Here is a 19,723-nt window from a genome sequence, read left to right as displayed (position 1 = left end):
AGAAAGTCTTAGGAGGAAGCAGTATTTTGAACGAAGAAAACAAACAAAACGAAAATGAAATTCAATCTGATGCGAAGCAAGCCAAAACAGAGAAGAAAAGTTCACTGTTTGAATGGATCAAAGCCATTTTAATTGCACTTGCGCTCGTCTTGCTCATCCGTACATTTATATTTGAACCGTATGTAGTGGAAGGAGAGTCAATGGAGCCGACACTTCATGATGGGGAAAAGCTGTTTGTCAACAAAACCATTAACTATCTCGGTGGTGTGAAACGCGGTGACATCGTGATTATTAATGGAAAAGATGGTCAGAAGATTCATTATGTCAAACGATTGATCGGCCTTCCAGGTGATACGATTGAAATGAAGGATGATACGCTTTACATTAACGGTAAAAAAGTAGATGAGCCTTATTTAAAAGAGAACAAGGCGCATGCGAAAGAGTATGAAGTGCATTTAACTGGAGATTTTGGTCCAGTGAAAGTACCGAAAAACGATTACTTTGTAATGGGGGACAACAGACTGAATTCCATGGACAGCAGAAATGGACTTGGCCTCATTGAAAAGGATCGGGTTGTCGGGACATCAGAATTTGTTTTCTTCCCATTTGGCGACATTCGACAGACAAAATAAAAGCACCTTCTCGTGGGCAAGAGAAAGGTACTTGAACGAGCGACCCTTACAGAAGGGTCGTTTTTAATTTGGCGTGAGCACTGAAACAATGATCACAATCGCTAGAACAGAAACGAACACAGATCCGGTAATGGCTAAAACGGATCGAAACAATCCGATCTTTTGGTTTTCTTTGCCCCGCTTTTGTAAAAAACGTTTGGAAAAGATGTGGACCAGTGTGTAAATGAGGACAAGCCCAATATAAAGGCCAAAGTCCTTCGCATTAAAACCTGTTGCAGATAAATAAATGCCCATAAAGAAAATCAATAAACAGTATTCCATCAGTGTGAGTAATCTCAAATCGCACGAACTCCTTCAATCAATCATTCCTGTTTATTATACCATAATAGACAAAAAGCCTTCGTTCTTAGCGAGAGACGTTTCTATCAAGCGTTATTCATGTTATACTTCATAATGATGAATGAGTGATGGAGGATTAATAAATGATTGCAGTAAATAACGTTAGTTTGCGCTTTGCTGATCGTAAACTATTTGAAGAAGTAAATATTAAATTCACTCCTGGCAACTGCTACGGGTTAATTGGTGCCAATGGAGCTGGTAAATCAACGTTCCTAAAGATTCTTTCTGGAGAAATTGAAGCTCAAACGGGCGATGTTCATATGAGTCCTGGTGAGCGTTTAGCGATTTTAAAACAGAACCACTTTGAATACGAAGAGTTTGAAGTGCTAAAAGTCGTCATCATGGGTCACAAACGTCTATATGATGTGATGCAGGAGAAAGATGCGATCTATATGAAACCTGATTTCTCAGATGAAGACGGAATTCGTGCAGCGGAGCTTGAAGGTGAGTTTGCTGAATTAAACGGCTGGGAAGCTGAAAGTGAAGCAGCGATCCTATTAAAGGGTCTTGGCATTCCTGAAAGCCTTCAATCGAAGAAAATGTCTGAGCTTGGCGGTTCAGAAAAGGTAAAAGTTCTTTTAGCTCAAGCTTTATTTGGTAAGCCTGACGTTCTTCTTCTTGATGAGCCAACGAACCACTTGGACTTACAAGCGATCCAGTGGCTTGAAGAGTTCCTCATTAACTTTGAAAATACCGTCATCGTTGTTTCGCATGATCGTCACTTCTTAAACAAAGTATGTACACATATTGCGGACCTTGATTTCGGGAAAATCCAAGTATACGTCGGTAACTATGATTTTTGGTATGAGTCCAGCCAGTTAGCGCTGAAACTAAGCCAAGAAGCAAATAAGAAAAAAGAAGAACAAATTAAGCAGCTTCAAGAATTCGTTGCCCGGTTTAGTGCGAACGCTTCTAAATCGAAGCAAGCGACATCAAGAAAGAAATTGCTTGATAAAATCTCTTTAGACGACATTAAGCCGTCTTCACGTAAATATCCGTATGTTCATTTTGCGCCAGAGCGTGAAATCGGAAATGATGTTCTTCAAGTAGAAGGTCTATCAAAAACAATTGATGGTGTAAAAGTACTGGATAACGTCAGCTTTATTATGAATCGCGAAGATAAAATTGCGTTCTTAAGCCGTAATGAGCTTGCTGTGTCCACTTTATTTAAAATCCTTGCTGGTGAAATGGAGCCAGACAGCGGATCATTTAAATGGGGCGTCACAACGTCACAAGCCTTTTTCCCGAAAGACAATAGTGAATACTTTGAAGGGAACGACGTTGATCTTGTTGATTGGCTTCGTCAATATTCTCCGAATGATCAAAGTGAAAGCTTCCTGCGTGGTTTCTTAGGACGTATGCTTTTCTCTGGGGAAGAAGTGAAGAAAAAAGCAAGTGTCTTATCAGGAGGAGAAAAGGTTCGTTGTATGTTATCAAAAATGATGCTGTCTGGAGCGAATATTTTGCTGCTGGATGAGCCAACGAACCACTTAGACCTAGAATCCATTACAGCGCTGAATAACGGCCTCATGAGCTTTAAAGGAGCTATGCTCTTCTCATCTCATGACCATCAGTTTGTTGAAACAGTCGCAAACCGGATTATCGAAGTGACGCCAAATGGTATCGTTGATAAACAAACAACATATGATGAGTTCTTATCAGATCGAGATATCCAAAAAAGACTCGAAGAGCTGTACGCATAACAAAAAAAGACATCCTATGGATGTCTTTTTTGATTAAATCGCCCAGTTTCCATTTCGGAAGATCGGTTCGCGTTTCCCGTCTTTTGTGATTCCGTCAATATTCATTTCCTTTGAACCAATCATGAAATCAACGTGTGTAATACTGCTGTTCACACCCGCTGCATCCAATTCTTCTCGTTTCATCTCTTTTCCACCTTCGATATTAAACGCATATCCACTGCCGATGGCAAGGTGGTTTGATGCATTTTCATCGTAAAGTGTATTGTAATAAAGAATATTTGAGTTAGAAATTGGTGAATCATCTGGTACGAGGGCAACCTCACCTAGATAATGAGAGCCTTCATCTGTTTCAACGAGAGATTTCAAAATATCTTCGCCTTCTTTTGCTTTCACATCCACAATCCGGCCATTTTCAAAGGTTAATGAAAATTCATCAATGATGTTTCCAGCATAGCTGAGTGGCTTTGTGCTTGAGACTGTCCCGTTTACACCGTCTTTTTTCGGTACGGTAAAGACTTCTTCTGTCGGCATGTTGGCCATGAAGGAGACGCCGCGTTCACTTACGCTGCCAGCACCTACCCAAATATGCTGCTCTGGAAGCTCGATCGTTAAGTCTGTGCCTGGTGCTTCATAATGAAGCTTGTGATAGTGGCGTTCATTGAGTATTTTGACCTTTTCATTTAATGACGCATCGTGGTTTTTCCAAGCTTCAACAGGATCTGCTTGATCAGCGCGTGCGACTTTAAAGATTTGATCCCACAATAAAGTGACAGCTTCTTCATCTGTATGATCAGGGAAAATCTTTTTCGCCCATTCTTTTGATGCAGCGCCTACGACCGTCCAAGCCACTTTGTCTGATTGAACGTACTGGCGATATGTATGAAGGGCGGATCCAGCGGCTTTTTGCTGTGCAGCGATTTTTTTCGAATCAATGCCCCGCAGAAGGTCAGGGCTTTCTGACAAGATCGTGATAAAAGCGCCGCCACGTTTTGCGATGGTTTCCATCATCTGTGCTTCCCATTCTGGGAATTGCTCAAACACATCTTGCGGTGCATGTTCATATTTTAAACGAGCAAGAATACCATCACTCCAGCGGATATGTACATTTTTCGCCCCGCGCTCATACGCATGTTTCGCGACAAGACGAACAAGGTCTGCAGATTCAGTAGATGCAGATACGACGACTTCTTGTTCTTTTTGAACATTCACACCAACTTCAACGATGGTCTTTGCATATTGATCTAGTTGTTTTTCAAATGAACTCATAAAAACCCTCCTTTAGTCATGTTCATCATATCAGATTTAAGACCGAAAAGGAAAATGGAGAGCACGCTTAAAGCCAAAATAAAAAAGCCGCGTTCGTGCGGCTTTTTTAGCGGTTCAGTTGTTTCACAGGCTGTGCATTAGAAGGCGGCATATGTGAAAACGACAAGCTCATTCCTCCTAAAATAATACCCGTTAAAATGACTGTGACAACGACCCGTTTACCTAAATCAAGCAACATGTTCTTCCTCCTTCACGTTTATCCATTTCTCACAATATGATCGAAATGACGAAAAAAGAAGTATAACAAGAAGATTATTTTAAAGTTTTTTGCAATTTGTCGATCACTTCTAATGAACGGCCTGTTCCAATTGCAACAGATTCAAGTGGATTGGCTGCAATATGAACTGGAACAACAATCTCTTGAGAAAGCCATTCTTGTATTCCATTTAAAAGAGCACCGCCGCCAGTTAAAATAACGCCGCGGTCTACAATATCCCCGCTTAGCTCTGGAGGGCTGTCTTCTAATGTAGCACGAATTGCTTCTAAAATATGAAGAAGTGATTCGCGCATGGCGCCTTGAATTTCATGAGAGACAAGTGTGATCGTTTTTGGCAGACCTGTCACAAGATCACGCCCGCGCACTTCTAATGATTCAGGCTCATGCTCAATAAGACCATACCCAATTTCCATTTTCACCTGCTCGGCAGTCCGTTCGCCGATTAATAAGTTATATTTCTTTCTGACAAACGTAATGATATCTTCATCCAGCTGATCGCCGCCAATTCGGATCGAATGACAAGAGACAACGCCGCCAAACGAAATGATCGCAACTTCTGTTGTTCCGCCGCCAATATCGACTACAACGTTCGCAACAGGCTCGTCTACCGGAAGATCAGCCCCGATTGCAGCTGCAACAGGTTCTTCAATTAAATGCACATGTTTGGCTCCGCAGTTTTTCACAGCATCGCTGATCGCGCGGCGCTCAACAGCCGTTGAACCAGAAGGTGTACATACAACGACAGTTGGCTTTCTGAAGGTAAACCCGATATTTTTTCCTGCTTTTTTCATGATTTGTTTAAGTAAATCTGTTGTCATATCATAATCAGCGATGACACCGTCTTTCATCGGACGGATCGCAACAATTTTCCCAGGTGTTTTCCCGATCATTTCTTTTGCTTCTGATCCGACGGCAAGTACAGTCTTTGTTTCTGTATCGACTGCCACGACGGACGGTTCATTTAAAATAATTCCCTTATTTTTACTATAAACCAATATGTTAGCTGTTCCTAAATCAATTCCAATTTCGGCATTTTGAAACATGTTTTCACCCAATCTCTATTTTTGCTGTTTTAAACAATTTTACATTTAAAAGTTCAGAGGGTTGATGACATTTGTGGGGGTTTGTGATGACCTTGAAATGAATCTGTAAAATTCAAGTATCATTTTGACAATCACAATAAATTTTCCCTTTGTTTTTTCTTTTATGAAAAAAATTTTTATCGAGGAGAAACCTTTTAAGAATCTCTTACGTCTACGATATATCAATTGGTGAAAAACAGATTGATCTTGAGCTAATGAAAGAAAGAGGGAACGAAATTGAAATCTATCGGAGTCGTAAGAAAAGTAGACGAACTAGGGCGTATTGTCATGCCAATCGAATTGAGAAGAGCACTTGATATCGCTATTAAAGACAGTATGGAATTTTTTATAGATGGAGATAAAATCGTCTTGAAAAAATATCAGCCAGAGGGTGTTTGTCTCATGACTGGTGAGATTACATCAGAGAACCATGAATACGGAAATGGTCAAATTACATTAAGCGCTGAAGGCGCAGAACTGCTGTTAAAAGAGCTGCAAGAAGCTCTTCAGCAGTAATCAAAATAGCCTGCTCTCTTCCTTTGTGCTGAGAACAGGCTATTTTTCTTTAAAAAAGTTCCTTAAAAATGCCCCATCTCCCTCAAAAAATAAGTGGAAAATGGTACAATTGACAAAGAATCTCAGGGCGGCAGGTGGAATCATTTGAACAAAACATATCAAGTACGGATCATGTTATCTGTTCTTGCATTTATCTTAATCTTAAGCTGGGATTTCTTTTATTATCTGGGCGGCTATCAAATTAATTGGCCGCTCGATCTAGCCTTTACAGTTGTTGTGTTAGCAGGGATCTGGGTTGTCTCAGGTTATGTAGACCGTTTGAATTTACTGGTGTCAGATCTAAATAAGAGAGAAAAAGAAGCACACGAACTGACAGAGCGGCTGAATCGAATTACAGATAACTTGCAAGAAATCGTCTTTGAAACAAATGAAAAAGGGCAAATCATTTTCTTAAATCAAGCATGGAAACAAATGACCGGCTATGATATAGATGAATGTCTAGGTACGATGTACAATCAGTACTTTGATCAAGAAGAAAGAGTTATTCAGCATTTGTCATCTGTCATCCAAGAGCATAAGGATTCAGGGCGGATCGAGCTGCAGCTTCTTCACAAAGAAGGAAAGAAAGTATGGGGAGATGTTCATTATAAGCTCTACTTTGATGAGAAGCACCAGTTCACTGGAGGCATTGGAACAGTTGCAGATATTACAAAACAAAAGCTGGCAAAGCTTGAGCTTGAAAGATCAAATCAACAATTGCAAATGCAAGCGCAAAAACTGGCCGTTGCAGGACAAATAGCCGCTGGAATCGCTCATGAAGTCAGAAATCCGCTGACCTCAGTAAACGGCTTTTTGCAGCTGATGAAAACACAATATCCTGAAAGAACCGATTATTTTGACATTATCTTTTCCGAAATTAAACGAATTGATTTTGTTTTAAGTGAGCTGCTTGTGCTGGCAAAGCCGCAGTCGGTCCATTTTCAAGAAGTTCAGCTTCATGGATTGTTAGAGCAGGTCATTACATTGCTAAAAACAAATGCTGTTCTTTCGAATATTGATCTTAAACAGCCTTTTAAAAAGCAGGATGCCGGTGTTATATTAGCAGACGCTAACCAAATGAAGCAGCTGTTCATTAATTTAATCAAAAATGCCATTGAGGCAATGCCCGAAGGCGGAAGCATATACATATCAACAGAAAAATTGATGAACGAATGGAAAATTACCATTCAAGATGAAGGAAAAGGGATGTCTGAAGAGGATATTCAGAAAATATATGATCCTTTCTTCTCCACGAAAACAGAAGGGACGGGGCTTGGTCTCACCATCTGTGCAACGATTTTAAAAGATCATCATGGTAGAATGGATGTGTCTAGTGAGCTGGGGAAAGGTACAGCTTTTCATATCTATTTACCTGTGTGTCAAAAAAGCAGACAGCAGCAAGGCGAGAGGGCGTGATTTCATGACAATGAAAGCTTTATTTGTATATGGAACGCTTCTGCAGCATGAAGAGCACCATGAGACGTATATGAAAGAAAGCAGACCATTAGCTAAATCAGCTTGGATCAGTGGCAGAATCTATGATACAGGTCATGGGTACCCTGCGTGCGTTCCTGAAGAAAAAGGCACAGTATATGGAGAATTGTACGAGGTAACCACAAGCACGTTGAATAAGATAGATTTACTTGAGGAAGGGTATGACAAGCAGGTGGTCGATGTCATGACAGACCAAGGGCCGGTGGCGGCTATTACATACACTTTACCAAAGCAGAAAGCATCATCGCTGAAGGAGATTGAGAGCGGCTGCTGGAAGGAATATAGAATGTGGCAGCAGAAGCCGGCATCCTTCTATTATTTTGCCTATGGATCCTGTATGGATGATGCAAGATTTAAGCTGGCGGAGGTCGATCATTATTTTAAACAAATCATCGGTGGCGGTGCACTGAACGGCTTTACAACTAGATTTACATTGGTGAGACCTGATGGATCTAGAGCCGATATGGTAGAAGATGGCGGAGAAACAGAGGGCGTTTTATATGAGGTTCCTTTTGATGCCATTCGATATTTGTACAAACGAGAAGGTGTATATGAGGGCACATATCGTCCAGCTTTTGTCGATGTCAAAATAGGTGATCAAATATATGTGGACTGTTTAACCTTTCTTGTTCTTCAAAAGAGCGAAGAAATTGCTCCGCCAGGTCATTACCGCAGTGAAATTGAAAAAGGAGCAGATCTTTACTTAAGTGAAGCGTTCCGCAAAAAAATTCGCTCGCATATGGATTCATTAATCAAACCGTAGTAAAATGCATGGTAAGTGAGATAAAAGGAGTCTGAACATGAAAAAGGAATATGCAGTCATTGGTCTTGGACGCTTTGGCGGAAGTATTTGCAAGGCGCTGAGCGAAGAAGGACTTGAAGTCATGGCCATGGATATGAATGAAGATCGAGTGAACGAATACGCGAAAATTGCCTCACATGCGGTCATTGGTGATTCGACGGACGAATCTGTTTTAAAAAATCTCGGCATTCGCAATTTTGACCATGTCATCGTTGCGATTGGTGAAAACATTCAGGCCAGTATTTTAACGACGATCATGCTGAAAGAGCTTGGCGTTAAAATGGTCACAGTAAAAGCGCAAAACGACTACCATGAAAAGGTGCTAAATAAAATTGGAGCTGATCGCATCGTTCATCCAGAGCGGGACATGGGCAGACGAATTGCACATAAAATCATCTCCAACAACGTATTAGATTATCTTGAGCTGTCAGATGAGTACAGCCTCATTGAAATCGTTGCAAACAGCAGGCTTGCAGGGCATTCTCTTCTAGATCTCGATATTAGAGCGAGATATGGCATTAATATTGTGGCGATAAAGCGCGGAAAAGAAGTGATTGTTTCACCGCTCGCAGATGAAATGATTCAAAAAGAAGATATTCTGATTGTCATTGGGGCAGTTGCCGATATCGGACGCTTTGAAAAACGTGAAATGCAGAACGATTATTAAACACTCCTAGGCGGGGTGTTTTTTTATATGATTGTGTACACATGAGGTGGACAGTGGAGAGGAAAGAAGACATTAAAAAGGACTGGTTTGTTCTGAAATAAAAGCAAAAATCAATCATCATATTTTTCGTGCAATTACCACTATTCAGAAATAAAAATCAGTCTTTTTATCTGGTTGATTTTCTCTAAATGTCATTGACTGGGCAAACAGATTCGTTTACGATAAGAAACATTATATTGTTTACTTGGAGGAGGCAGTGTCGTTGGATAAGGAGCTTTTCAGACATCAAATTGAAGTAGCTGCAAAGAGAAAAAAAGCAGCCCTAGTGATTAAACATGCGAAGGTTATGGACGTGTTTAACCAGGAATGGATAGACGCTGATGTCGCTGTTGAAAATGGACAAATAGTAGGGATTGGAGAGTACGAGGGAGAACAGGAGCTGGATGCAGCAGGTCAAATGCTTGTACCCGGTTTTATTGATGGCCACGTTCATATCGAGTCCTCTATGGTGACCCCTGCTGAATTCTCCAAAGCTGTCGTCCCGCGCGGTGTGACAACTGTCGTAACAGACCCGCATGAAATTGCCAATGTGTCAGGAATCACAGGCATCCGTTTTATGCTGGAAGAAGCGAGAAAAGCTGCCTTAAATATTTATTTCATGCTACCTTCCTGTGTACCGGCAGTCAGTTTTGAACGATCAGGTGCTGTTTTAAAAGCGGAAGATTTAAAGCCCCTTTATCAAGAGAAGGAAGTTCTTGGCCTTGCCGAGGTGATGGATTATGTCGGTGTGGAGCAGGCAGAAGAAGATATGCTTCAAAAGCTGCTTGATGCTCAAAACGAGAATAAATTGATTGATGGCCATTTAGCAGGCTTAACGGACCGATTAATAAACGTTTACCGCACAGCGAGTGTCCAAACAGATCACGAAGTGACAACAGCTGAGGAAGCCCTTGAACGTGTAAAACGAGGCATGTATGTCATGCTGAGAGAAGGCTCTGTTGCCAAAAACGTGAAAAACGTTTTACCAGCTGTGAATGAAAAGAATGCGAGACGCTTTTTCTTTTGTACCGATGATAAACATTTAGATGATTTAATGGCGCAGGGAAGTATTGATGAACAAGTACGAATGTCTATAAAAGAAGGGTTAGACCCATTTTTAGCGTATCAAATGGGAAGTTTAAACGCAGCAGAGTGTTTTGGCCTCAAAACAAAGGGAGCCATTGCGCCAGGCTTTGATGCTGATTTTATGCTTGTCTCTGATCTTCATCAAGTAGACATCACCAGCGTATTTATTGCAGGAGAATTGATGGCGCAGCATGGAAAGTACAAGCCAAGTGTCGAAAAGATTGTACCGAGTCCAGCATTATTACAATCTGTTCATGCTATAGACGTTCAAGAGCAAGATCTGGTACTGCCTATCACAGACCATCAAAAAATGAATGTCATCCGCATTATTCCGAATCAGCTGGAAACAAAATTAGAACAAGTCCCTCCTTCAGAAACGAACGGACAATTCACTAGTGATACAGAAAGAGATGTATTAAAAATGGTGCTTGTCGAACGTCATCAAGGCTTATCTGAAATGGGGATAGGGGTTGTCAGCGGCTTTGGATTAGAAAAGGGTGCAATTGCAACAACGGTTGCGCATGATTCTCATAATTTAATTGCGGTTGGCACAAATGATGCTGATATCGTGAAAGCCATTGACGCGTTAAAAGAAGCAGGTGGTGGTTTGACTGTTGTCAAAGATGGTCAGTCTCTTCATACGCTTCCATTACCGATCTCTGGTCTACTTTCAGATCAGCCGGCACATCTTGTAAATGAAAGCCTTCATGCGCTCCATGAAGCGTTAAAAGAAACAGGTTTTACTTTAGACTTTAATCCGTTTTTGACGCTGTCCTTCTTGGCACTCCCAGTCATTCCTGATGTGAAAATGACGACAAAGGGCTTGTTTGATGTCAGAAGCTTTCAGCATCTCCCAATTCAATCATAAAAAAGAGACACAGCCAATCGGCTTGTGTCTCTTTTTGTGATTACACTTCCATAATAATCGGTAAGATCATTGGGCGGCGTCTTGTTTTTTCATAAAGGAAAGGTGCAAGAGTGTCAGTAATTTCGTTCTTAATTTCAGACCACTGAGTTGTCTTACGTTCCATTACTTTTTCAAGATGCTTTGAAATTAAATCCTGTGCATCGTTGATCAGGTCTCCAGATTCTCTCATGTAGACAAAACCTCTTGAGATCAAATCAGGCCCAGCAGAGATTTTAAATTCTTTCATGTCCATGCTGACGACTACAATGACAAGACCCTCTTCAGAAAGAATGCGGCGGTCTCTTAAGACGATGTTTCCGATATCGCCAATACCACTTCCGTCGATATACACGTTGCCTGATGGAATTTTGCCAGCGACACTTGCTTCGTCACCTTTCAGTGCAAGAACTTCACCGTTATCCATGATAAAGCAGTTTTCCTCAGGGATGCCGCAATCATTCGCAAGCTTGATATGCGTTTTTTGCATGCGGTATTCACCGTGAATCGGCATAAAGAATTTTGGTTTAATTAAACGGAGCATGAGTTTTTGTTCTTCTTGTCCGCCGTGACCAGATGTATGAATATTATTAAGCGAGCCATGAATGACCTCAGCGCCGGCACGATAAAGCTGGTTAATGGTGCGGCTTACGCTAATATTGTTACCTGGAATCGGTGAAGATGAGAAGACAACAGTGTCTCCAGGGTTAATGGAAATCTGGCGGTGAGTACCGTTCGCAATACGAGAAAGAGCTGCCATCGGTTCACCCTGGCTCCCAGTACAAAGAATGGTTACTTTGTTTGCTGGAAGGCGGTTGATTTCATTATGTTCAATAAACGTGTTTTTTGGACATTTAATATAGCCAAGATCTTGTCCAATATCAATAGCAGACTCCATACTGCGTCCAAATACAGCGACTTTTCTGCCGTTGGCAACAGCAGACTCAATCACTTGCTGAAGTCTGTGAATGTTTGAAGCAAACGTGGCAAAAATGATACGTCCATCGACTTTTCTAAAGATGTCATCAATGCTTTCACCTACGCGTCTTTCAGACATCGTAAATTCTGGGATCTCACTGTTTGTACTATCAGATAAAAGACAAAGAACGCCTTCTTTTCCGATCTCAGCCATTTTGGTTAAATTGGCAGGTTCGCCAACAGGAGTAAAGTCAAACTTGAAATCACCTGTATGTACGATGTTACCAGGAGGAGTCTTGACGACAATTCCATAAGAATCTGGAATACTGTGTGTCGTTCTAAAGAAAGACACAGCTGTTTTTCTAAATTTAATGGTATCTTCTTCTTCAAAAATGTGAAGTTTTGTTTGTCTCAAGAGACCATGCTCTTCCAATTTATTACGAAGTAGGCCGATTGCGAGTTTGCCGCCGTAAACTGGAATATTCACTTGCTTGAGAAGGTAAGGGATACCGCCAATGTGGTCTTCATGTCCGTGAGTGATGAAAAGACCTTTGATTTTATCTTCGTTTTTAACTAAGTACGTATAGTCAGGGATGACGTAGTCAATTCCAAGAAGCTCATCCTCAGGAAACTTAATACCTGCATCAATTAAAATGATTTCATCTTGAAATTGAACGCCATACGTGTTTTTACCGATCTCGCCTAAACCGCCGAGCGCAAAAACCGCCGCCTGATCGTTTTTAACAAATTTCATTCCTCTCATAGCTCCAATACTTTAAAATTTTCACTTTCTCGTTCATAGTCTAAAAAAGCACCGTCTACAGGCTGAATGAATTCAATGTTGTAGTTATGTTTTTTCAACTTATCGCGTACGTCTCTTTCAGAAACCGCTTCAACGTATAGTGAATCTGTGTGTTCTCTTACAGGTACCTCAGTAGTACTTGCCTGAAAAAATACCTTATATATCATCCAAATCTCTCCTTAAATACCGTATGTTACACTCGCTTATTCTATTATATTAAAAAAACGCGCATAAGAAAAGTCTCTGAGAAAAAAGGACCTTCGGCAAATGTGCGGAAGATCCCTTTAAGCAATCGATTTTTTACGAAGCATGTCCTTCCATTGTCTTCGGATTTTCTTGCGCAGACGACGAAGCATCATATGCCGCCTCCTTTCGGTTTGAAGTAAGCTAAAACAGCGTTTCCGGTCTCTCTATATACTTGTATTATATGATGTTTCTAATGAATGTTACATGGATATATGTGGGAAATAGGCGTTTTCATAAGGAATTGGTTTCGAAAGCGGAAATCTTTCTGTATGATGAAAAGGAGTGTGTATACATAACAAAGGGCAGGAGGGCGAGATATGAATAAAAAAGTCATCTTCTTTGATATCGACGGTACTTTATATGACCATGATAAAAAAATACCTGAGTCAACGAAGCAAGCAGTTCATTTATTAAAAGAAAAAGGCCATCACCTCTTTATTGCATCTGGGCGTTCTCCTTTTCTGATTCGGCCCATTTTAGAAGAATTAGGGCTTGACTCATTCATTGCTTATAACGGTCAGTATGTCATGTATGAGAGAGACGTTATTTATGGCAATCCGCTGAAGCAGGAGCTGATGGAGCGGATTTATGAGACAGCGGATCGTCATGATCATCCGCTTGTTTTTATGGGAGAAGAAACGATGAAGGCGTCTGTGCCGAATCATCCGTTTATCCATGAAGGAATCGGTACTTTAAAAACAGAACATCCTGAGCATGATTTGTCTTTCTTTAAAGAAAACGACATTTTTCAAATGCTTTTATTTTGTAAGGCAGAAGAGGAAGTGCAGTATAAGGCATTCCGCGAAGAGATTGATCTTGTCAGATGGCATGAGCTGTCAACAGACGTTCTGCCAAAAGGCGGATCAAAAGCTGAAGGGATTAAACGTGTCATCGAAAGACTTCCTTACGATCAAAAGGACACCATTGCCTTTGGAGACGGACTGAACGACAGAGAAATGATTTCGTTTGCTGGAACAGGCGTTGCGATGGGAAATGCTGTGAGTGAACTGAAAGATTTGGCCGATTTTGTGACAAAGCCAGTAGATGAGGACGGAATATTCCATGCAGTGACCCATCTTGGCCTCATTGAAGAATAAAAAAAGAAGACCCTTAGATCGCCGGGTCTTCTTTTTATGTTATGATCTGCCGATTGCAACAGAGTTTTCTGGTTCAGCGAATGGCTGATCCTTTTGGATATGATCATAAAACATAATGCCATTTAAATGGTCAATTTCGTGCTGAAAGACAATGGCGGGGAACCCTTTTAGGCGGATATCAATGTCCTCTCCTTCAAGAGTTGTAGCCTTGACTCTGATTTTTTGATATCGAGGAACAAATCCAGGGATAGCTTCATCAACAGATAAGCAGCCTTCACCAGTCGCTAAATAAGCTCTTTTGACTGAATGACTGACAATACGCGGGTTGAACAGAGCATAGCTGTATTCTTCTCCGTCTTCATCTTCGCAGTGAACAGCGATCATCCGTTTACTAATATTGATTTGCGGAGCTGCCAATCCAACGCCGGGTCTTAGTCCATATTTTTCAGCAATGTCAGCATCCTGACTGTTTTTAACGAATTCGATCATGTCAGCTAATTGCTGTTTTTCCTCTTCTGTCGGCGGGAGCTCGACCGCTTCAGCTGTTTGTCTTAAGACGGGGTGTCCGTCCCTTACGATATCATCCATGGTAATCACAAAACTTCACTCCTATTTCCTTTGTATGTAAAGTATATAAAATGATACACAACATATGCAATGAAATAAAGAAGACCGGTCCTATGAGACCGGTCAGAGGCTTAAGCCGCCTTAGCAGCAGCCACCGCCGCCTAAGAATGCTGCACCAACGATGATTAATAGGATGAAAAGCACAACGATTAAAGCGAATGTACGTCCGCCACCGTATCCGCATCCGTATCCACCGCCATAACTTGGGTAACAACAGCCACCGCCGTATCCATACCCGTAACCGCCGTATCCACCGTATCCACCATACATACTTCCATGACTATAATTAGACATACTTTTGACCTCCTTTGGAAATACACTCGGCCTCTCATAAGTGAAGGCGAAGCGTGTAATATAAACTATGTATGAATGCACTATTTGTATAGTCATGCGCCTATGGCTTGAAAAAAATCTTCTCCGTCTCATCTGACTGACCTCTTTCCTTGTCACAAACGCCTATAAAAATTATAGTGGTATGTGGAGATGTAAAGGGGGACCTTGTAATGAGACAGATGAAAAGAAGCATGAAAGCAGGTGCTGCTTTAGCGGGGATATGTACCCTTTTGCTGGCAGGATGCGGAGGTCAAAGTCCGTTCAATGATATGCAGGATGCGATGACGAAAATGAGTGAAAAAGAAGCATCTTTCGAAAAAGAGCAAGGTACACTGCAAAGCTATGAGAAAAAAGAGCAGAAGCTGTATACAAAAATGATTCAAACAACAAAGGACCATACAAAAACAGTGTCAAGTCTTTCTGATCAGGCGTTAGCATCAGCAGCGAAACGAGAAGAACATTTAAAAACAGAAAAAGACAGCATGGATCAATCGAAAAAAGAATTGAAAACGGTAAAGGAATCTGCCGGGCGATTGAAGGATGCGGAGTTAAAAGAGAAAGCCGATCAAACGGTCAAATCGATTGAGAAACGATATGCGTCATATGATCAGCTTTACAAGGAGTATCAAAAGGCGCTGAAACAAGATCAGCATTTGTATCAATCTTTAAAGAAAAAGGATTTAGGATATAAAGAGCTGAAGTCTAAGCTGAAGGCCGTGAATCGTTCATATAGTAAAGTCAGAAAAGAAAGTAAGAAGTTCAATCAATATACAGACCAATTGAATGAGTATAAACAGGCTTTGTATAAAGCGGCAGATCAAGAGTCAAAAAAGAGCTGAAAAACAGCTCTTTTTTTATTTTTCGACAAAAACAAACATTTTCTATTGTAGTACAGCAGTACACTCTATACTAGTACAGTTCGGGTTGTTTGTTAAACAGATTGATACAGTTCGCCATAAAAAGTAAAGCGAATACATTTATTTAAATAAAGCCGTTAAATCAATTGACGGACTATTTTTCTTGTTGTAAACTATTCCTTGTTAACAGAAGTTGTATTAGTTTTTTGTGAACTATCGTTAATACAGTTAGAAGGACTCAAAAACGAGTGGTCAACCAATGTTTCGACAACGATCTTAGTGGCTATTATATACAGGAGTCATATGAGTATTTTGGGTTATCCTATATCTGTATGTATAAATGGATTCACGACAAATGGACTGTTAAAAGAAAGGAAGAGGTGACTTTAGAATGGCTGCAAAAACAAAAAAAGCAATTGTTGATAGCAAAAAGCAATTTGATGCCATCAAAAAGCAGTTTGAAACGTTTCAAATTTTAAACGAAAAAGGCGAAGTCGTAAACGAAGCGGCAATGCCGGATCTTTCAGATGACCAATTAAAAGAATTAATGCGCCGTATGGTGTTTACACGTGTATTAGATCAACGTTCAATTTCATTGAACCGTCAAGGACGTCTTGGCTTCTATGCGCCAACAGCTGGACAAGAGGCTTCTCAGCTTGCAACTCACTTTGCACTTGAGAAAGAAGATTTCATTCTTCCAGGATATCGTGATGTACCACAATTAATCTGGCATGGTCTTCCGCTAACAAAAGCATTCTTGTTCTCTCGCGGACACTTTGTTGGTAACCAAATGCCTGAAGATGTGAATGCACTTTCACCGCAAATCATTATTGGTGCACAAATCATTCAAGCTGCTGGTGTAGCTCTTGGTTTGAAAAAGCGCGGTAAAAAAGCTGTTGCAATCACTTACACTGGTGACGGTGGAGCTTCACAAGGTGATTTCTACGAAGGTATTAACTTTGCAGGGGCTTACAAAGCGCCAGCGATTTTTGTTGTCCAAAACAACAGATATGCGATCTCTACACCTGTTGAAAAGCAGTCTGCTGCACAAACAATTGCACAAAAAGCAGCTGCAGCTGGTATCGTAGGCGTACAAGTTGACGGTATGGATGCATTAGCTGTTTATGCAGCAACTGCTGAAGCTCGTGAGCGCGCTGTAAATGGTGAAGGTCCAACATTAATCGAAACTCTTACATTCCGTTACGGCCCACATACAATGGCTGGTGACGATCCAACAAGATATCGTACAAAAGAAGATGAAAACGAGTGGGAGCAAAAAGATCCATTGGTACGCTACCGCAAATTCTTGGAAAACAAAGGCCTATGGTCTGAAGAAGAAGAGAATAAAGTCATCGAAGATGCAAAAGAACAAATCAAACAAGCAATCAAAGAAGCTGACGAACAGCCTAAGCAAAAAGTCACTGACTTGATTGAAAACATGTACGATGTGAAACCATTCAACTTAGTTGAACAGCTTGAAATTTACAAACAGAAGGAGTCGAAGTAAGCCATGGCGCAAATGACAATGATTCAAGCGATCACTGATGCGTTACGCACAGAACTGAAAAATGACGAAAACGTTCTCGTTTTCGGAGAAGACGTTGGTAAAAACGGCGGCGTATTCCGTGCGACTGAAGGATTGCAAAAAGAGTTTGGTGAGGATCGTGTATTCGATACTCCACTTGCTGAATCTGGTATTGGCGGTCTTGCTATTGGCCTTGGACTACAAGAATTCCGCCCAGTAATGGAAATTCAATTCTTCGGATTCGTTTACGAAGTGTTAGATTCTGTTTCTGGACAAATGGCTCGTATGCGTTACCGTTCTGGCGGACGCTGGCATTCTCCAGTGACAATCCGTTCTCCATTCGGTGGGGGAGTTCATACACCTGAGCTTCACGCTGACAGCTTAGAAGGTCTTATCGCACAACAGCCTGGTATCAAGGTTGTCATTCCTTCAACACCTTACGATGCAAAAGGACTTTTAATTTCTGCAATTCGTGACAACGATCCTGTAGTATTCCTTGAGCATATGAAACTTTATCGTTCTTTCCGTCAGGAAGTTCCTGAAGAAGAGTACACAATTGAAATCGGTAAAGCTGACGTGAAACGTGAAGGTTCTGACCTTTCAATCATCACTTATGGTGCAATGGTTCACGAATCACTAAAAGCTGCTGAAGAGCTAGAAAAAGAAGGCGTTTCTGCTGAAGTTATCGACCTTCGCACAGTAAGCCCGCTTGATATTGAAACAATCATCGCTTCTGTTGAAAAAACAGGCCGTGCGATCGTTGTTCAAGAAGCACAAAAACAAGCTGGTATTGCTGCAAACGTAGTAGCTGAAATCAATGACAGAGCGATCCTTAGCTTGGAAGCACCAGTACTTCGTGTAGCTGCACCTGATACTGTATTTGCTTTCTCTCAAGCTGAGAGCGTATGGCTTCCAAACCATAAAGACGTACTTGAAACAGCGAAGAAAGTTCTTGAATTTTAATTAAATGACAGAGGGGAAAAGAATTTATTTCTCTTCCCCTTTATCAATTACATGACCGTGTAAATATACACAACAAGGGTTCAACAAAATCTAGGAGGCGAAAAACAGTGGCATTTGAATTTAAACTTCCGGACATCGGAGAAGGTATCCACGAAGGTGAGATCGTTAAGTGGTTTGTTAAACCAAACGACGAAATCAATGAAGATGACGTTTTAGCAGAGGTACAAAATGATAAAGCAGTTGTAGAAATTCCTTCACCTGTTAAAGGAAAAGTATTAGAATTAAAAGTTGAAGAGGGAACAGTTGCAACTGTAGGACAAACAATCATTACGTTTGATGCACCTGGTTACGAAAATCTTCAATTTAAAGGCAGCGAAGAAGAAGGCGAAGCAAAAACTGAAGCTCAAGTACAAGGTACTGCTGAAGCTGGTAACGAACCAGAGAAGAAAGAAGTAGCACAAGAAGAAGCGGCAGCAGCAACTGGTGCAGGCGCACAAGAGCAAGTAGATGCTGATCCAAACAAACGCGTTATCGCTATGCCATCTGTACGTAAATATGCTCGTGAAAAAGGCATTGAAATTTACAAAGTTGCAGGTTCTGGTAAAAACGGACGTGTGTTAAAAGAAGATATCGACAGCTTCGTTAATGGTGGTTCTGCAGCTCAAGAAGCAGCACCTCAAGCAGCTGAAAGTGTGAAAGAAGAAGCAGCTCCTAAAGCGGCAGCAGCTCCAGTTCTTGAAGGAGAATTCCCAGAAACTCGCGAGAAAATGAGCGGAATCCGCAAAGCAATCGCGAAAGCAATGGTGAACTCTAAGCATACAGCTCCTCACGTAACATTAATGGATGAAGTTGATGTAACAAACCTTGTTGCACATCGTAAACAATTCAAACAAGTTGCAGCTGATCAAGGAATCAAGTTAACTTACTTGCCTTACGTTGTAAAAGCTCTAACTTCTGCTTTGAAAAAGTACCCAGTACTTAACACTTCTATCGATGATAAAACAGATGAAGTTGTTCAAAAGCATTACTACAACATCGGAATTGCAGCTGACACTGAAAAAGGCTTGCTAGTTCCAGTTGTGAAAAATGCAGATCGCAAAGCGATTTTCGAAGTTTCTAACGAAATCAATGAGCTTGCAACAAAAGCACGTGATGGTAAATTGGCTCCAGCTGAAATGAAAGGTGCATCTTGCACAATCACAAACATCGGTTCTGCTGGTGGACAATGGTTTACTCCAGTCATCAACCACCCAGAAGTAGCGATCCTTGGTATTGGCCGTATCGCTGAAAAAGCGATTGTTCGTGATGGCGAAATCGTTGCAGCTCCAGTCTTAGCTCTTTCCCTAAGCTTTGACCACCGTATGATTGACGGAGCTACTGCGCAAAATGCCCTTAACCACATCAAGCGTTTATTGAATGATCCACAATTAATTTTAATGGAGGCGTAAT

At 41.1% G+C, this 19,723-nt stretch carries 20 protein-coding genes; 12 read left to right on the top strand and 8 right to left on the bottom strand.

Going from position 1 to position 19,723, the window contains the following annotated elements:
* The first annotated feature begins 59 nt into the window (after nt 1-59).
* Nucleotides 60-632 (top strand): signal peptidase I, encoded by a 573-nt coding sequence (gene lepB / locus MHI60_RS00475; RefSeq protein ID WP_029706712.1) that lies wholly within the window; start codon nt 60-62, stop codon nt 630-632.
* Between the two features lie 63 nt (nt 633-695).
* Here lepB and MHI60_RS00470 read toward each other — a convergent pair whose 3' ends face one another.
* Nucleotides 696-971 carry a hypothetical protein gene (locus MHI60_RS00470; RefSeq protein ID WP_095408381.1) on the bottom strand — a complete coding sequence of 92 codons (276 nt, stop codon included), beginning with the start codon at nt 969-971 and terminating at the stop codon, nt 696-698.
* Nucleotides 972-1,114: 143 nt separating this feature from the next.
* Between MHI60_RS00470 and MHI60_RS00465 the strand changes: the two genes are divergently transcribed.
* A complete protein-coding gene (locus MHI60_RS00465; protein WP_095408382.1) occupies nt 1,115-2,734 on the top strand; it encodes an ATP-binding cassette domain-containing protein in 1,620 nt (539 codons plus the stop codon).
* A gap of 33 nt (nt 2,735-2,767) precedes the next feature.
* Here the strand turns inward: MHI60_RS00465 and MHI60_RS00460 are convergent, their stop codons facing one another.
* The 3 genes from MHI60_RS00460 to mreBH form a co-directional block, all read right to left on the bottom strand.
* Nucleotides 2,768-4,000, bottom strand: a complete 1,233-nt coding sequence (locus MHI60_RS00460; RefSeq protein WP_095408383.1) for an aminopeptidase — start codon at nt 3,998-4,000, stop codon at nt 2,768-2,770.
* A gap of 106 nt (nt 4,001-4,106) precedes the next feature.
* Nucleotides 4,107-4,238 carry a protein YkpC gene (locus tag MHI60_RS00455; protein WP_003210922.1) on the bottom strand — a complete coding sequence of 44 codons (132 nt, stop codon included), beginning with the start codon at nt 4,236-4,238 and terminating at the stop codon, nt 4,107-4,109.
* A 74-nt stretch (nt 4,239-4,312) separates the two neighbouring features.
* Nucleotides 4,313-5,320, bottom strand: coding sequence for a rod-share determining protein MreBH (gene mreBH / locus MHI60_RS00450; protein WP_024424745.1), 1,008 nt, complete (start codon nt 5,318-5,320; stop codon nt 4,313-4,315).
* 276 nt (nt 5,321-5,596) lie between these two features.
* On the opposite strand from mreBH, the gene MHI60_RS00445 reads away from it, so the two are divergent.
* The 5 genes from MHI60_RS00445 (at nt 5,597) to ade (ending at nt 10,870) form a co-directional block, all read left to right on the top strand.
* Nucleotides 5,597-5,875: an AbrB/MazE/SpoVT family DNA-binding domain-containing protein gene (locus MHI60_RS00445; RefSeq protein WP_017359400.1), complete on the top strand. Its 279-nt coding sequence runs from the start codon at nt 5,597-5,599 to the stop codon at nt 5,873-5,875.
* Between the two features lie 144 nt (nt 5,876-6,019).
* Nucleotides 6,020-7,330 (top strand): ATP-binding protein, encoded by a 1,311-nt coding sequence (locus tag MHI60_RS00440; protein ID WP_095408384.1) that lies wholly within the window; start codon nt 6,020-6,022, stop codon nt 7,328-7,330.
* A 4-nt stretch (nt 7,331-7,334) separates the two neighbouring features.
* Entirely contained in the window at nt 7,335-8,171 is an 837-nt protein-coding gene (locus MHI60_RS00435; RefSeq protein WP_095408385.1) for a gamma-glutamylcyclotransferase family protein, read from the top strand.
* A gap of 37 nt (nt 8,172-8,208) precedes the next feature.
* Nucleotides 8,209-8,877 (top strand): TrkA family potassium uptake protein, encoded by a 669-nt coding sequence (locus MHI60_RS00430; RefSeq protein WP_008345123.1) that lies wholly within the window; start codon nt 8,209-8,211, stop codon nt 8,875-8,877.
* A 262-nt stretch (nt 8,878-9,139) separates the two neighbouring features.
* A complete protein-coding gene (gene ade, locus MHI60_RS00425; protein WP_095408386.1) occupies nt 9,140-10,870 on the top strand; it encodes an adenine deaminase in 1,731 nt (576 codons plus the stop codon).
* Nucleotides 10,871-10,910: 40 nt separating this feature from the next.
* Here ade and rnjA read toward each other — a convergent pair whose 3' ends face one another.
* Nucleotides 10,911-12,578 carry a ribonuclease J1 gene (rnjA, locus tag MHI60_RS00420; protein WP_012009818.1) on the bottom strand — a complete coding sequence of 556 codons (1,668 nt, stop codon included), beginning with the start codon at nt 12,576-12,578 and terminating at the stop codon, nt 10,911-10,913.
* Between the two features lie 5 nt (nt 12,579-12,583).
* On the bottom strand, nt 12,584-12,793 hold the full coding sequence (locus tag MHI60_RS00415) for a DNA-directed RNA polymerase subunit epsilon (protein ID WP_008345114.1): 210 nt from the start codon (nt 12,791-12,793) through the stop codon (nt 12,584-12,586).
* Between the two features lie 396 nt (nt 12,794-13,189).
* Here MHI60_RS00415 and MHI60_RS00410 point away from each other — a divergent pair, with 396 nt between their 5' ends.
* Complete coding sequence (locus MHI60_RS00410) at nt 13,190-13,969, top strand: Cof-type HAD-IIB family hydrolase (RefSeq protein ID WP_144485111.1); 780 nt, start codon at nt 13,190-13,192, stop codon at nt 13,967-13,969.
* A gap of 39 nt (nt 13,970-14,008) precedes the next feature.
* Here the strand turns inward: MHI60_RS00410 and def are convergent, their stop codons facing one another.
* Together def and MHI60_RS00400 are read right to left on the bottom strand one after the other, a co-directional pair.
* The gene (def, locus tag MHI60_RS00405) at nt 14,009-14,566 is read right to left on the bottom strand and encodes a peptide deformylase (RefSeq protein ID WP_024424751.1); all 558 of its coding nucleotides are present in this window, start codon (nt 14,564-14,566) and stop codon (nt 14,009-14,011) included.
* A gap of 111 nt (nt 14,567-14,677) precedes the next feature.
* Nucleotides 14,678-14,866, bottom strand: coding sequence for a YjcZ family sporulation protein (locus MHI60_RS00400; RefSeq protein ID WP_181286150.1), 189 nt, complete (start codon nt 14,864-14,866; stop codon nt 14,678-14,680).
* 233 nt (nt 14,867-15,099) lie between these two features.
* On the opposite strand from MHI60_RS00400, the gene MHI60_RS00395 reads away from it, so the two are divergent.
* The 4 genes from MHI60_RS00395 to MHI60_RS00380 all read left to right on the top strand — a co-directional run bounded on the left by MHI60_RS00395 (nt 15,100) and on the right by MHI60_RS00380 (nt 19,722).
* Nucleotides 15,100-15,768 (top strand): YkyA family protein, encoded by a 669-nt coding sequence (locus tag MHI60_RS00395; RefSeq protein ID WP_111292904.1) that lies wholly within the window; start codon nt 15,100-15,102, stop codon nt 15,766-15,768.
* Nucleotides 15,769-16,177: 409 nt separating this feature from the next.
* Nucleotides 16,178-17,293 carry a pyruvate dehydrogenase (acetyl-transferring) E1 component subunit alpha gene (pdhA, locus tag MHI60_RS00390; protein WP_024424754.1) on the top strand — a complete coding sequence of 372 codons (1,116 nt, stop codon included), beginning with the start codon at nt 16,178-16,180 and terminating at the stop codon, nt 17,291-17,293.
* A 3-nt stretch (nt 17,294-17,296) separates the two neighbouring features.
* Nucleotides 17,297-18,274 carry a pyruvate dehydrogenase complex E1 component subunit beta gene (pdhB, locus tag MHI60_RS00385; RefSeq protein WP_012009824.1) on the top strand — a complete coding sequence of 326 codons (978 nt, stop codon included), beginning with the start codon at nt 17,297-17,299 and terminating at the stop codon, nt 18,272-18,274.
* Between the two features lie 107 nt (nt 18,275-18,381).
* Nucleotides 18,382-19,722: a dihydrolipoamide acetyltransferase family protein gene (locus MHI60_RS00380; protein ID WP_076839494.1), complete on the top strand. Its 1,341-nt coding sequence runs from the start codon at nt 18,382-18,384 to the stop codon at nt 19,720-19,722.
* The last annotated feature ends 1 nt before the right edge of the window (nt 19,723 follow it).

The sequence above is a fragment of the Bacillus sp. FSL K6-3200 genome, from assembly GCF_038630485.1.
GTDB lineage: Bacteria > Bacillota > Bacilli > Bacillales > Bacillaceae > Bacillus > Bacillus safensis.
The sequence above is the reverse complement of the archived record's forward strand: the minus strand, read 5'-3'. Positions and strand labels throughout refer to the sequence as shown.

Bases quoted from the DNA above. Each gene is read 5' to 3' on its own strand.
- pdhB (WP_012009824.1), top strand. From the start codon at position 17,297: ATGGCGCAAATGACAATGATTCAAGCGATCACTGATGCGTTACGCACA.
- MHI60_RS00400 (WP_181286150.1), bottom strand. From the start codon at position 14,866: ATGTATGGTGGATACGGTGGATACGGCGGTTACGGGTATGGATACGGC.
- MHI60_RS00465 (WP_095408382.1), top strand. From the start codon at position 1,115: ATGATTGCAGTAAATAACGTTAGTTTGCGCTTTGCTGATCGTAAACTA.
- MHI60_RS00455 (WP_003210922.1), bottom strand. From the start codon at position 4,238: ATGTTGCTTGATTTAGGTAAACGGGTCGTTGTCACAGTCATTTTAACG.
- MHI60_RS00430 (WP_008345123.1), top strand. From the start codon at position 8,209: ATGAAAAAGGAATATGCAGTCATTGGTCTTGGACGCTTTGGCGGAAGT.
- pdhA (WP_024424754.1), top strand. From the start codon at position 16,178: ATGGCTGCAAAAACAAAAAAAGCAATTGTTGATAGCAAAAAGCAATTT.
- MHI60_RS00395 (WP_111292904.1), top strand. From the start codon at position 15,100: ATGAGACAGATGAAAAGAAGCATGAAAGCAGGTGCTGCTTTAGCGGGG.
- mreBH (WP_024424745.1), bottom strand. From the start codon at position 5,320: ATGTTTCAAAATGCCGAAATTGGAATTGATTTAGGAACAGCTAACATA.
- MHI60_RS00415 (WP_008345114.1), bottom strand. From the start codon at position 12,793: ATGATATATAAGGTATTTTTTCAGGCAAGTACTACTGAGGTACCTGTA.
- MHI60_RS00460 (WP_095408383.1), bottom strand. From the start codon at position 4,000: ATGAGTTCATTTGAAAAACAACTAGATCAATATGCAAAGACCATCGTT.
- rnjA (WP_012009818.1), bottom strand. From the start codon at position 12,578: ATGAAATTTGTTAAAAACGATCAGGCGGCGGTTTTTGCGCTCGGCGGT.
- MHI60_RS00435 (WP_095408385.1), top strand. From the start codon at position 7,335: ATGACAATGAAAGCTTTATTTGTATATGGAACGCTTCTGCAGCATGAA.
- MHI60_RS00410 (WP_144485111.1), top strand. From the start codon at position 13,190: ATGAATAAAAAAGTCATCTTCTTTGATATCGACGGTACTTTATATGAC.